Origin of the sequence: Terribacillus saccharophilus (assembly GCF_046592895.1) — a bacterium.
Classification (GTDB): Bacteria; Bacillota; Bacilli; order Bacillales; family Amphibacillaceae; genus Terribacillus; species Terribacillus saccharophilus_D.
In genome coordinates this window covers 20,537-32,828 of the sequence record NZ_JAWVPU010000005.1, presented here as the reverse complement: position 1 = coordinate 32,828, position 12,292 = coordinate 20,537, and the positions used below count along the sequence as shown (strand labels likewise).

Genomic DNA, 12,292 nt, shown 5'->3' with positions numbered 1-12,292 from the left:
CCCTTTCAAAAGCAATGGTTTTCCTCAGTATACTATGAGAATGGCGAAATTGTCATAGAGACTAAATCTCACGCCGCAAAGCGCGCAATACGTCCACATTTGTTGCTTGCTTTGCCGGTCTTGATCCAGAAAGGACTGTGACTATCAGACAGATGGTTATGCTGATTGCTGCCAATAGGACTGGAATGGAAGAGAGCTGCAAGGTGTCTGGGATTTCCTCTTCGAATATTTGTTCCAATATGACCGGGACTCCTGCATTGACGATGAAACTGATCAGGTAAGCGACAGCTGTTCCGATCAATGCACCGGCCAATCCTATGAATGTGCTTTCCATAAGGAAGATCTGCTTGATTGTCCTGGGATTGGCTCCGATTGCTTTCATTATGCCAATATCCGGGGCACGTTCGGTTACGGCCATTGTCATTGTATTATATATCCCGATGGAAGCAATCAAGACGGCGATTGTACCGACAATGATCAGACCTGCTTTGACTACAGTGAACAGGATATTGATATTTTTGAGCTCTTCCAAATTCGAGTAAGCAAGATAGCCTTTTTCGTCCAATGTCGTAAGGATGTCTTCCACTGCTTCTGCATTGGCAGCATACACTTCCACTTGGTCGTATAATGGGTCTTTCGCATCTGTATGGCTGGTCGTTATATCCAATGCTTCATCAAGCTTCTTTTTCAGTCCCGGCGTTGCTTTAACCGAGTTCGATAAGGTATATTCGTTTGCCGGAGCTGCTTCAATACCGACCACCTTGACCTTTTCCGTGGCAGTCCGGGGTTCACCGCCATCCTCTGGCGATGCAGCAGCTATCAGTTCTATTTCTTTGTCGAGTATTTGTCCATCATATTGATACGCGGAGTTGATGGTACCGTCTTCTGAATATTTGTCTTTATCCTCCACATCGTCTTTTCCTAAAAATGCGGCAAAGTCATGGCTGACGATAATTTCATTCTCTGCTTCTGGCATTCTTCCGCTGCCAAGCTCCAGACCTGCTTGTTTTTCACTTTCGAAGTTCACTGCAATTGCTGAGGGCATTTCATTCGTATATCCATCCACATGGAAAGCAGCTTCTCCGAGACCCTGTATTTGCCGGACGGCTTTGACGCTATCTATTTGCTTCAATTCTGCAATGTTTTCTGTTGTGAATCCATACTGATTTTCATCGTCTGTGCCGTAAATTTCAATCTTTGTGACAGCGCTGCTTTCCAGTTCATCTTTTATCAGGGAATCGTGCAGACCAAAGCCGACAGAAGCCAGGACAATAAGAAAGCAGCTGCCCATTGCTGCTGCAAGAATCGTCATGAATACACGGACTTTATTTTTTTTCATATTCTGCTGCACAAACCGCCATTTGTCTTTGAATGTCATCCCTGCATCACTCCTTTCACTTTTAGCATTTGGCCATCCCTGATCTCCAGCTGTCTGTCCGCAATGGCAGCGACTTCCTGATCATGCGTGATCAAAAAGAATGTGATATTTTTTTGTTTGTTCAATTTCTGGATGAAAGTAAGCAGTTCCCTCTCTGTATCACTATCCAGGCTGCCGGTAGGTTCATCTGCAAGGATTAGCGGCGGATCGAGGATTAGTGCCCTGGCTATCGCGACACGCTGCTGTTGGCCGCCCGACAGCTCGGAAGGGTAATGGTCGGGATAGGCTTCCAGTTCGACTTGCCTTAGCATCTCGTCCACTTTTTGTTTGCGCAATTGCTTAGCCGTACCGTTCAGGATGAGTGGCAGCTCGATATTCTGGGCAGCAGTCATGCTCGGTATCAGTTGGAAATTTTGAAAGATATAGCCGATATGCTGTAAGCGGAAATCGGCGAGCTTGGTTTCATCCCAGCCAGTGATTGCTATACCGTCGATTTCGACTTGTCCGCTGGTTGGCTGGATAAAGCCACCGATGATATGCAGTAAAGTCGATTTTCCAGAACCGCTCTTACCGACAAGGCTGACAATTTCCCCCTTATCCACATGCAAATCGATTTCATGCAATACAGGTACGGTTGTTTCTTTTGCTTTCTTTCCCATCTTGTAATGATGGGATAATTGCTTGATTGTTATCATCTTTTCTCCCCCTGTTCAACCTGTTATAAATAATGACGGCAGCAAGGAGGAAAAGTATTCAAAAAAAATCCAGCTGTCTCATTGAGACAGCTGGATTTGATAAAATCATCTTTTTTTCTGACGGAAACCGCCGGCGATATCTGCGCGTTTGAACTCTTTGCGGAATGCGACTTCACGGGCATCGGATAGACTGACACCATTCATCCGGACAGGCTGATAGTTGCCATGTTGCTTAGACATGTGATCATCCTCCTTATTACGGGTTATCCAAAGTGTGCCCAGGCGCTGGGATTTTAAACGGGGTTGCATCTTTCCAGGGAAACGCTATAATAGGAAACAATATACAAGGTCGATAAGAAAGAGAGTACTGCAGCTGGAAACAAAAGCGAGTCCCGGACGGTGGAAGCGGGATGTGGAAGGCGGCGGGAACCGGACTTTCTTGGCTGCAGCTTTGAACGAACGAGAAAGTAGGGGCTGCCGGGAGTCATCATTCCCGTTACCAATTTGAGCAGGTCCGAAAAGGACAAGTAGAGTGGCACCGCGGATAAACCGTCTCTTCCAAGTGGAAGAGGCGGTTTTTTTATTTTGAAGGAGGATATGGATAATGTACAAATCGATGATAGCAGAAGTGATAGCAAAAGCGCTGGACCGTTCATCGGCAGAAGTCGAAGAACAAATCGAAAGACCAAAACAGCTGCAGCATGGGGATTATGCCTTCCCTTGTTTTGCACTGGCGAAAGAAAAAAGGAAAGCACCGCACATCATTGCATCTGAACTGGCAGCCGGACTGTCGCATGACTTGTTTTCTTCGATCACATCGATAGGTGGCTATGTCAATTTTACACTGGATAAAAGTTTTGCCGGCTATCAGGTGCTGCATGATATTCTACAACAGCGTGAGAATTACGGAAGTGCGAAGGTTGGGAAAAATCAGATGGTGACGATCGATCTTTCCTCACCAAACATAGCCAAGCCTTTCTCGATGGGGCATCTGCGCTCGACCGTCATCGGGAACAGTATCGGTCTTTTACTGGAAAAGCAGGGCTATGAAGTTGAAAGGATCAATCATGTCGGAGACTGGGGCACGCAATTCGGCAAGCTGATATGCGCGTATGAAAAATGGGGCGAAGAAGAGAAGGTTCGCGCCAACACGATCCCTGAACTGCTGAAGCTGTATGTCCGTTTCCATGAAGAAGCAGCTGAAGATGAACAGCTCGAACAAGAAGGAAGAGACTGGTTTTTGAAATTGGAGCAAGGAGATCCTTACGCCAACAAGCTGTGGAGCTGGTTCCGTGACGTATCCATGGAGGAATTCGGGCGTGTGTATCAATTGATGGGCATTCATTTTGATTCGGACGCAGGGGAAGCATTTTATAATGACAAAATGGATCGTGTCGTGGAAGAACTTGAACAAAAAGAATTGCTAAGTTTGTCGGAAGGGGCACAGGTAGTACGTCTGGATGAACACGAACTTCCGCCCAGCTTGATCAAAAAGAAAGATGGCGCAACGCTGTATGCGACACGTGATCTCGCTGCGGCCATCTATCGCAAGGAAACGTACAATTTTTCCAAAAGCTTGTATGTAGTAGGGCATGAGCAGAGTCTGCATTTTCAGCAATTGAAACTAGTGCTCAATAAAATGGGATACGAATGGGCAGATCAAATCAACCATGTTCCATTTGGTATGGTACTGCAGGACGGTAAAAAGATGTCGACCAGAAAAGGAAAGCTTGTGTTGCTCGATAAGGTTCTGGAAAAGGCGATTGAGCTTGCATCTGCAAATATATCCAAGAAGAATCCGAACTTGATCAATAAAGACGAAGTGGCAAGGCAGGTTGGCGTCGGTGCTGTATTGTTTCATGACTTGAAGCATGAGCGCATTCACGATATCGAGTTTTCCTTGGAGAATATGCTGCGTGTGGAAGGTGAGACAGGACCATATGTGCAATATACTCATGCCAGAGCTTGTACGCTGCTTCAAAAAGCTGGCGATATCCGCCGTAATCCGGATATTGCAGCAGGTACAGCCGCGGAGGCTTGGCCGATGATCTCTTTGCTGATGCAGTTTTCGGAAGCAGTCGATTATGCAGTTCTTCACTATGATCCTTCCCGTGTTGCCAAATATGTCATCGATCTTGCCCAGGCGTTCAATAGTTATTACGGAAAAGTGCGCATTTTGCAAGAAGATGATGAAATCGAATCGCGCTTAGCAATCGTCGAGGCTGTAGCTGTGGTTTTGGCAGAAGGCCTGCGCCTGCTTGGCATCGATGCTCCGAAAAAGATGTGATCACCTCCAGATGGGGTTTCCGGTAACAGGATCACGTTTCGGTATCGGAACATTTGGTATCTGCTGCATAGCTTGATCGAACTCGCCGGGTTTGTCTGTTTTCGTATCAAAAGGCATACCGTCTGGATAAGCTCCCATCACTTGGAAGTCATCTGTTTGCCAGATCAGCTTATGCGCAGTTCCGGCAGGAAGCACGAGGACATCACCACTGGCAATGTCCAACTGTTTGCCGGCTGGTCCGCCAAGCTGTACAGCAGCTTTACCTGATAAGACACCGAGTACCTCATGAGCGGTGCTATGATAATGATGATAAGGGAAAATACCATTGATCCAGCTATTGCGCCAATGATTGGATTTGAAGAGCTCACGCATTGCGTGAGTATCCTTGATGGCTTTTTCGTGTACAATCACCGGCAAACTGCTATTTGGATAAATTCCGTCAGCTTGAAAATGCATTTTATTCATGTTTATCCTCCTCCTGTTTCCATTTACCCATTTATAGGAGAAATTTATACCTTTTTGTGCAAAAAGTACTACTCTTTGTGCAAATCTGGGCTTATAATACGGATAAATAACATAGACAGGCGGATACGCATGAAAATAAAAGCATTTATAGTCGCAATGTCGAGCCTTATTCTCTTAACAGCGTGCAGCGGCGGTGTTCCTGTGCAGCAGCAAGAAGCGATTCAAGCGGTACATCAAAATGATATTGAACTGGAACCTAAAGAACTGCCAAGTGCGCCATCATCAATTTCCATTACGGCCATTGGAGATGTGCTTTTACACAGTTCCATCTATTCAGAGGCAAAAAAGGGACAAGGATATGATTTCAACCCAATGTTCCAGGACATAAAACCTTATCTTGGGGAATCAACGCTAACCGTTGCGAACCAGGAGTCGGTCATGGGCGGGGAGGAATTAGGTCTTTCTTCTTATCCGACATTCAACAGTCCTATTGAAATCGGGGATACGTTGAAAGATGTCGGAGTGGACGTGATCACGATGGCTAATAATCATACACTTGATCAAGGCGAAGCAGGTGTCCAGCATGCAACGGCCCAATATGACAAAATCGGAATGGCATATACTGGGGCGTATGCAAACAAGAAAGATAGTGAAAAGCTAACGATAGAACAAACGGACGAGGGAATCTCTGTTGCATTCCTCAGTTATACGTATGGTACGAACGGGATACCTGTACCGAGGGGAAAAGAATATCTTGTCAATGTGATTGATAAGCAGAAGATAAAAGATGATATCCAAAAAGCAAAACAAGAGGCGGATGCAGTCATCGTCAGCTTGCATTTTGGAATCGAATACGAAAATGATCCAAATGAGGAACAAAAGAAGCTGGCGCAATTTGTTGCCGATCAGGGAGCGACAGCGGTATTGGGCTGTCATCCGCATGTGCTCCAACCGGTTGAGTGGCTGAAAGGTAAAGACGGAAATAAAACACTTGTCATTTATTCAATGGGGAATTTCATTGCAGCACAAGAAGAAACAGATCGGCGAATCGGAGGGGCCTTTTCATTCGATATTAAAAAGGATGGCAAAGAAGTAACGGCATCGTCCCCGAGGATGCTGCTGACGTACTTATCTTTCACGGATTGGCATGATTATCGCATTGAGCCGATGTATCGCTTGCCGGAATTGAAAAATGAATATGAAGAGAAAAAGAAGCATATGGCTAAGCTTGCGCCTGATCTTACCTTCATAGAAGAGAGTCCATCAAGCTAACTGCTTGATTCCCTTTGTAGTGTACCGTATCTTTAGAAGGAAAAGCAGAAGGGGGAAACATAGAATGGAACAGATTAATTCAAAAGAGAAATTCAACGAAGTCATCATGAGTGAGGAGCCGATCATCGTCAAGTTCTTCGCGGATTGGTGTCCGGACTGTACGCGCATGAACATGTTTATCGATCAAGTGCTTGCGGAATATGGCAATTATAAATGGTATGAACTGAATAATGATGAAGTACCAGACGTTGCACAGGAGCAGGATGTGATGGGGATTCCAAGTATCCTCCTATTCCAAAATGGTGAAAAGCTGGCGCATTTGCATAGTGCAAACGCAAAATCCCCAGAAGAAGTCATCGCGTTTCTTCAACAGCAGCTTGGATGAATCCATAACAAAAAGGCTTTCCTGAATCAGCAGGAAAGCCTTTTTTTATATACAATATCTTTTCTTTGACTAAAAAAGTTTCCTTTGGTAAACTCGCGTTAATAATAATTAGAAAGAAGCGGATTTTCATGGGTAAAGAACGAGACAAAGGCTGGCTCTCAAGAGCTGGTGATAAAAGTCTGGAAGAGTCGAACCATAGCGTGGCCATTCCAGAGAACGGCAACTTTTTCAAAAAGCTGTTTGCTTTCATGGGTCCAGGAGTTCTCGTGGCAGTCGGTTTCATTGACCCGGGAAATTGGGAGACATCCATTTCCGCAGGATCTTCATTCGGTTATATGCTGCTTGCTGTCGTCCTGCTTTCCAATTTGATCGCCATGCTCATGCAGGGGCTCGCTGCCAAGCTCGGGATTGCTACAGGGCGTGATTTAGCACAGGCGACAAGGGATGCATTCCATCCGAAAGTAGTGGCGGTACTGTGGCTGCTGACAGAACTTGCGATTATAGCAACTGATTTGGCTGAGGTATTGGGCTCGGCCATCGCGCTTAATCTGCTGTTCCATATACCGATCATGGCAGGCATCATCATTACGGCACTGGACGTGCTTTTGCTCCTTTTATTGCAGAAAAAGGGTTTTCGCTGGATGGAGGCGATCATCACCGTTTTGATGATCACCATTGCAGGCTGCTTCCTGTTCGAAATGATTTTCTCGCATCCAGCTTTGTCGGAAGCATTGAAAGGCTATATCCCGTCTCCGGAAATTGTAACGAATCCATCTGTTTTGTTCCTGGCACTTGGTATCCTTGGCGCAACGGTTATGCCGCACAATCTGTACCTTCATTCCTCCATCGTGCAAACGAGGAACTATCAGGATACAGAGAAGGGAAAGAAAGAGGCTGTCCGTTTCGCATACATCGATTCCACCTTCTCACTCGGTGTCGCATTCTTCGTCAATTCCGCGATTCTGATTCTCGGTGCGGCTGCTTTTCATACGATCGGTCAGCATGTGGAGGGAATCGAGGATGCATACAAGCTGCTCAGCCCCGCAATCGGTGCAGGAGCCGCCAGCTTCCTGTTCGGTTTTGCACTGCTGCTATCTGGTCAGTCATCTACCATTACAGGAACATTGACTGGACAGATCGTCATGGAAGGATTCATTCAGTTCCGTATCAAACCATGGGTCAGACGACTTGTCACACGGATCATCGCCATCATTCCAGCGCTCATCGTCGTCGGGATTTATGGACCTTCCAGTACAGGTGATTTGCTAGTCTGGAGTCAGGTAATCTTGAGTCTACAGCTATCCTTTGCAGTCATACCGCTCGTTTTATTCACAAGCAGCAAGAAGAAGATGGGTTCATTTGTGAATAAGCCGCATATCAAAGTGCTTGCGTGGACTGCGACAGGATTGATTGTGTCACTGAATGCATTCATGCTCGGATATATGATTGTGACAGGACATGCATTATAAAGCCGGTTTCCAGCCGGCTTTTTTTATTTCCCAAAGTTTAGCCGATCCAAGCTGCAGGGAACATAATAGGGAAGGAGAGGAGAACGATGAAAACTTTTGAACATGCCGTATATGTGGTGAATGGAAACATGGATGAAGCTGAACTTGAAAGGGAGTTGGGTCAGACGCTGCCAAAGCTTGCGGCATCGATTACAAAGCTCGAAGTCAAGCAAGCGAAGGATCTGGATGAATTGGTAAGCTACAGCCGGGAGGTTGCTGGTTCTATCGATTTATTGATTGTCCATGGTGGTGACGGTACCATCCATCAAGTAATCAATGCCGTTGCACCCTTACCGAAACGACCTGTAGTTGCAATCATCCCCGGAGGTACGTGCAACGATTTCAGCCGCATGCTAGGTTTGCCGCAGAATTTAGGGAAGGCAGCAGCAGCGATTGCAAGCGGAAAGACAGCGTCGATAGACATTGGCCAATATGGCGATGCGTACTTTTTGAATTTCTGGGGAGTGGGGCTGATTGCTGATGCATCGAATAATATCGATGAAGATCAGAAAGCCCGCTTAGGCGTGCTGTCTTATTTCATCAGTACTTTGAAATCGGTGAACCAGGCAGTGCCATTTTCGTATGAGATGGAAATTGATGGAGAGAAGCAAAACGGAGAAGCAGTCATGGTATTAGTGATGAACGGTCGTTTCATCGGTACAAGGGAGTTTGCGGGACCGAATATCAGGCCCGATGACGGCAAGCTTCACGTCATATTCGTGAAGAATTCCAACCTTACGAGCTTTAAAGAACTCCTTCAGATCAAACAAGATAAAACAGTGCTGTCAGAATTGACTGAGGTCGGGGTGCAGGAAGCAGAGACAATCCGTTTCTTGTCACCTGCGGGTAAGCCGATCGATATGGATGGGGAGATTTATCAAGATACTCCTGGGGAAGTGAAAATTTTACCCGGTCATCTGGAAATGATAATTGGAGAATAGTTTGACAATTCATCGCATCTTCCTCTATACTGGAAATAACTACTAGAAAAAGGAGGGGAATCAGATGTTGCACACACTTTCGCGTGAAGCCGATCAGAATCTATTGCATCGCCGCGCGATTATTCATGGTTTTGTTGGTAACGGGATACGTATGCCCTTTTTTACCAACTGAATACTGAATAATGTGCAGGATCTATTTCTCTACGATTAAAAATAGGCGTTCCGAGAAAACCACACCCTGCGTGTGGTTTTTTTGTACCCTTTTTTGAGTCATGTCAGAGTCAGACAGTCTTGCTGTCTGGCTTTTTTTATAGAAAAAGGAGCGGATAATATGTTGATTACATTGAAGGATATTAAGAAAATCATGGGTGGTAATATTTTATTCGATAAGTTGAATCTGGAACTGAAACCTGGCGAAAAGCTTGGCTTGGTCGGTCGCAATGGCAGCGGCAAATCAACAATTTTCAAATTGATCACTGGAACGGAAGATTGTGATGAGGGGCAAGTTTTCATACGCAAGCAGGCGAAAATCGGGTATCTGGAGCAAATTCCCACTGGCTATACGGGGACGGTAAAACAGTACTTGATGGGTGCATTCGAGGAGCTTGCTGTTTTACAGGAAAGAATGCATAAACTGGAGGAACAAATGTTGGATCCGGATAAGTTAGAAAAAGCATTGAACATATATGGAGAGGTGCAAACTGCATTTGCGGAAGCAGGTGGTTACGAAGTGGATGCAACTATTGCGCGAACTGCAAATGGATTGCATATAGCGCACTTGCTGGAGGAATCGTTTGCTCGTTTGAGCGGGGGGGAGAAGACGAAGGTAGGATTAGCTTATGTTCTTCTGCAGCAGCCGGATTTGCTGCTATTGGATGAGCCAACGAACCATCTGGATCTATCGGCTATCGAATGGCTGGAAAACTTCCTGGCGAATTACAAAGGCGCAGTGTGTGTCATTTCGCATGACCAGTATTTCCTCGATGCAACGGTGTCCCGTATCGCAGATTTGGAGGATGGAGAGGTGACGGTGTATACCGGTAATTTCACTTCGTATTTGAAGCAAAAGGAAGCTAAGCTTTTACAGGAATTCGAAGCATACAAAGAACAGCAGAAGAAAATCAAAAAAATGAAAGAGACGATCAAACGATTGAAGTTGTGGGCCAACCAAGCAAATCCGCCGAATGAAGGGCTTCATAAACGAGCACGCAGTATGGAACGGGCATTGGAGCGGATGGAGAAGATGTCCAGACCGAATATCGATCCTACTAAAATGAAGCTTGAGCTTGCTGCCGATGAGCGCAGCGGAGAAGATGTCATCCGTTTGGATTCGATCAGCAAGTGTTTCGGTGATAAAGAAGTTTTGCGGGATATTTTGCTGCATGTACGCTATAAAGAAAGAGTGGCAATCGTAGGGGATAACGGCAGCGGCAAGTCGACATTGATCAAAATCATACTGGGTGATCTATCTGCCGACAGCGGTGTTGTCAAAGTGGGAAGTGCAGTGCGATTGGGCTACCTGCCTCAGCATCCCTTGGAAGATGCCGATCCGGCTATGCGGATGATCGATTATTTCCGGACAGTGATTGCTGTGACCGAAGCAGAGGCGCGGCATATGCTGGCAAGCTTCATGTTTTATGGTTACGCAGTATTCCAGCCGATTGGACGATTGAGCGGAGGAGAAAGAATGCGGCTGAAGCTGGCCATCTTCATGCATCAAGGTATCAATCTGCTTATTTTGGATGAACCAACGAATCATCTGGACTTGGAATCAAGGGAAGTGCTGGAGGAAGCGCTGGGACGTTTCGATGGAACGGTGCTGGGTATCAGTCATGATCGGCATTTGCTGAATTGCTGTTTTGACCAGACGGCTTACTTGGAGAATGGGGTGCTGCATCGCTTTCCTGGTAATTATGAAGAAACAAAGGGTCAATGGAATCTTGTCAAACAATGAAAAAGCTGCGAGCAATATTTGCTCGCAGCTTTTCTTATGCTGTCGGTACTCCGCCAGTGATGCTATAGATCTGAGCGGTTACGTAGCTTGATTCCTCGGATGCAAGGAACACATATACACTGGAAAGCTCGACTGGCTGTCCGGCCCGTCCGATCGGGGTTTCTGGTGAACTGGAACCAAATCCAGGAATGTTTTCAGGCAGCTGTCCGCCAGAAATTTGCAGCGGCGTCCAGATCGGACCCGGAGCGACGGAATTCACCCGGATGCCTTTGTCAGCGATCTGTTGTGCCAAGCCTTTGGTGAAGCCGATGATCGTACTCTTCGTAGCAGCATAGTCCAGTAATATCGGTGAAGGACTGAAGCCTTCCACGGAAGTGGTCGTGATGATCGAAGAGCCTGCTGGCAAATGTGGCAGGGCAGCTTTTGTCAGCCAGTACAGCGGATAGACATTCGTTTCGAATGTTGCTTTCAGCTGTTCGGTCGTCAAGTCGGCGATGTCTTCGACAGCTTGCTGTTTACCAGCGACAAGAGCCAGGATATCAAGGCCGCCTAGTTGTTCAACCGCTTCTTCCACTAATTTGTAGTTGAAACGTTCATTCCGAAGGTCACCAGGTATCAATACGGCTTTTCTTCCTTCAGCTTCGATCAGTTCTTTCACTTCATCGGCATCGGGTTGTTCTTCTGGCAAGTAGTTGATGGCAACATCAGCACCCTCTCTTGCATAAGCAATGGCAGCAGCACGGCCGATACCAGAATCTCCGCCTGTAATCAGTGCTTTGCGACCGGTCAGTTTGCCGGAGCCTTTATAGCTTTCTTCCCCGCAATCGGGTTTTGGATCCATATCTTTTTGCAATCCCGGCGGATTCTGGGATTGTTTCGGGAATGTATCATTATAATATTGTTCTTTTGGATCTTTTGGCATAGTTGAGCAACTCCTTTTGATTTTTGTGTATACCCTATTGATACCACCTGTTGCTTATCTCAAACTGTCATTTTCTTTTGGAAAGGGTTGCAAGGAAAAATAATGATTTTTCGTTGGAAATAGGTTTTAAGTACTAGAGGACGGGGAAATAATTGGTAGAACATATCGCAGGCATTAAAAAGGAGAATGTACATGAAACATCGCAATGTGGAAGTATACATCAGTGACAATTGCATCCAGTGCGAGCGAGTGATGGATCAGCTGGAAAAGTGGAATATCCATTACAACGTCAAAAATATCACAAACTCACCTGCTGTCCTGAAAGAAATGCAGGCACATTCCATATACAGTGTACCGCTTGTCCTCATAAATGGTGAAAAGGTGCACGGTTTTCAAAAAGAGAAACTTCAGCAGACGCTGGGACTTACAAATAGACTGTATTCAACACGAAAACAAATTGGCTAATAAGCAAAAATCAGCGTATC

The 12,292-nt window shown here is 45.9% G+C and carries 13 protein-coding genes; 8 read left to right on the top strand and 5 right to left on the bottom strand.

Going from position 1 to position 12,292, the window contains the following annotated elements:
* Positions 1-61 precede the first annotated feature (61 nt).
* The 3 genes from SFC66_RS14680 to SFC66_RS14670 all read right to left on the bottom strand — a co-directional run bounded on the left by SFC66_RS14680 (position 62) and on the right by SFC66_RS14670 (position 2,313).
* On the bottom strand, positions 62-1,378 hold the full coding sequence (locus SFC66_RS14680) for an ABC transporter permease (protein ID WP_411219480.1): 1,317 nt from the start codon (positions 1,376-1,378) through the stop codon (positions 62-64).
* Positions 1,375-2,073 carry an ABC transporter ATP-binding protein gene (locus SFC66_RS14675; protein WP_411219479.1) on the bottom strand — a complete coding sequence of 233 codons (699 nt, stop codon included), beginning with the start codon at positions 2,071-2,073 and terminating at the stop codon, positions 1,375-1,377. The genes SFC66_RS14680 and SFC66_RS14675 overlap by 4 nt, the downstream gene beginning before the upstream one ends.
* 105 nt (positions 2,074-2,178) lie before the next feature.
* Positions 2,179-2,313, bottom strand: coding sequence for a YfhE family protein (locus tag SFC66_RS14670; protein WP_411219478.1), 135 nt, complete (start codon positions 2,311-2,313; stop codon positions 2,179-2,181).
* 364 nt (positions 2,314-2,677) lie between these two features.
* Between SFC66_RS14670 and argS the strand changes: the two genes are divergently transcribed.
* Positions 2,678-4,360, top strand: a complete 1,683-nt coding sequence (gene argS / locus SFC66_RS14665) for an arginine--tRNA ligase (RefSeq protein ID WP_411219477.1) — start codon at positions 2,678-2,680, stop codon at positions 4,358-4,360.
* On the opposite strand, the gene SFC66_RS14660 is transcribed toward argS, so the two are convergent.
* Positions 4,361-4,825, bottom strand: coding sequence for a cupin domain-containing protein (locus tag SFC66_RS14660; RefSeq protein WP_411219476.1), 465 nt, complete (start codon positions 4,823-4,825; stop codon positions 4,361-4,363).
* A gap of 129 nt (positions 4,826-4,954) precedes the next feature.
* On the opposite strand from SFC66_RS14660, the gene SFC66_RS14655 reads away from it, so the two are divergent.
* The 6 genes from SFC66_RS14655 (at position 4,955) to abc-f (ending at position 10,885) form a co-directional block, all read left to right on the top strand.
* Entirely contained in the window at positions 4,955-6,097 is a 1,143-nt protein-coding gene (locus SFC66_RS14655; protein WP_411219475.1) for a CapA family protein, read from the top strand.
* 64 nt (positions 6,098-6,161) lie between these two features.
* Entirely contained in the window at positions 6,162-6,482 is a 321-nt protein-coding gene (locus SFC66_RS14650) for a thioredoxin family protein (protein ID WP_411219474.1), read from the top strand.
* A 128-nt stretch (positions 6,483-6,610) separates the two neighbouring features.
* Positions 6,611-7,951, top strand: coding sequence for an Nramp family divalent metal transporter (locus tag SFC66_RS14645; protein WP_411219473.1), 1,341 nt, complete (start codon positions 6,611-6,613; stop codon positions 7,949-7,951).
* Positions 7,952-8,037: 86 nt separating this feature from the next.
* A complete protein-coding gene (locus SFC66_RS14640) occupies positions 8,038-8,931 on the top strand; it encodes a YegS/Rv2252/BmrU family lipid kinase (protein ID WP_411219472.1) in 894 nt (297 codons plus the stop codon).
* Positions 8,932-8,995: 64 nt separating this feature from the next.
* The gene (locus SFC66_RS14635; RefSeq protein ID WP_353615327.1) at positions 8,996-9,103 is read left to right on the top strand and encodes an RAxF-45 family protein; all 108 of its coding nucleotides are present in this window, start codon (positions 8,996-8,998) and stop codon (positions 9,101-9,103) included.
* Between the two features lie 159 nt (positions 9,104-9,262).
* Positions 9,263-10,885 (top strand): ribosomal protection-like ABC-F family protein, encoded by a 1,623-nt coding sequence (abc-f, locus tag SFC66_RS14630; protein ID WP_411219471.1) that lies wholly within the window; start codon positions 9,263-9,265, stop codon positions 10,883-10,885.
* Positions 10,886-10,919: 34 nt separating this feature from the next.
* Here the strand turns inward: abc-f and SFC66_RS14625 are convergent, their stop codons facing one another.
* Positions 10,920-11,807 carry an SDR family oxidoreductase gene (locus SFC66_RS14625; protein ID WP_411219470.1) on the bottom strand — a complete coding sequence of 296 codons (888 nt, stop codon included), beginning with the start codon at positions 11,805-11,807 and terminating at the stop codon, positions 10,920-10,922.
* 192 nt (positions 11,808-11,999) lie between these two features.
* Here SFC66_RS14625 and SFC66_RS14620 point away from each other — a divergent pair, with 192 nt between their 5' ends.
* Positions 12,000-12,272 (top strand): glutaredoxin family protein, encoded by a 273-nt coding sequence (locus SFC66_RS14620; RefSeq protein WP_411219469.1) that lies wholly within the window; start codon positions 12,000-12,002, stop codon positions 12,270-12,272.
* Positions 12,273-12,292: the final 20 nt, after the last annotated feature.

Bases quoted from the DNA above. Each gene is read 5' to 3' on its own strand.
- SFC66_RS14660 (WP_411219476.1), bottom strand. From the start codon at position 4,825: ATGAATAAAATGCATTTTCAAGCTGACGGAATTTATCCAAATAGCAGT.
- SFC66_RS14640 (WP_411219472.1), top strand. From the start codon at position 8,038: ATGAAAACTTTTGAACATGCCGTATATGTGGTGAATGGAAACATGGAT.
- SFC66_RS14625 (WP_411219470.1), bottom strand. From the start codon at position 11,807: ATGCCAAAAGATCCAAAAGAACAATATTATAATGATACATTCCCGAAA.
- SFC66_RS14620 (WP_411219469.1), top strand. From the start codon at position 12,000: ATGAAACATCGCAATGTGGAAGTATACATCAGTGACAATTGCATCCAG.
- SFC66_RS14675 (WP_411219479.1), bottom strand. From the start codon at position 2,073: ATGATAACAATCAAGCAATTATCCCATCATTACAAGATGGGAAAGAAA.
- SFC66_RS14650 (WP_411219474.1), top strand. From the start codon at position 6,162: ATGGAACAGATTAATTCAAAAGAGAAATTCAACGAAGTCATCATGAGT.
- SFC66_RS14670 (WP_411219478.1), bottom strand. From the start codon at position 2,313: ATGTCTAAGCAACATGGCAACTATCAGCCTGTCCGGATGAATGGTGTC.
- SFC66_RS14635 (WP_353615327.1), top strand. From the start codon at position 8,996: ATGTTGCACACACTTTCGCGTGAAGCCGATCAGAATCTATTGCATCGC.
- SFC66_RS14655 (WP_411219475.1), top strand. From the start codon at position 4,955: ATGAAAATAAAAGCATTTATAGTCGCAATGTCGAGCCTTATTCTCTTA.
- SFC66_RS14645 (WP_411219473.1), top strand. From the start codon at position 6,611: ATGGGTAAAGAACGAGACAAAGGCTGGCTCTCAAGAGCTGGTGATAAA.
- abc-f (WP_411219471.1), top strand. From the start codon at position 9,263: ATGTTGATTACATTGAAGGATATTAAGAAAATCATGGGTGGTAATATT.
- SFC66_RS14680 (WP_411219480.1), bottom strand. From the start codon at position 1,378: ATGACATTCAAAGACAAATGGCGGTTTGTGCAGCAGAATATGAAAAAA.
- argS (WP_411219477.1), top strand. From the start codon at position 2,678: ATGTACAAATCGATGATAGCAGAAGTGATAGCAAAAGCGCTGGACCGT.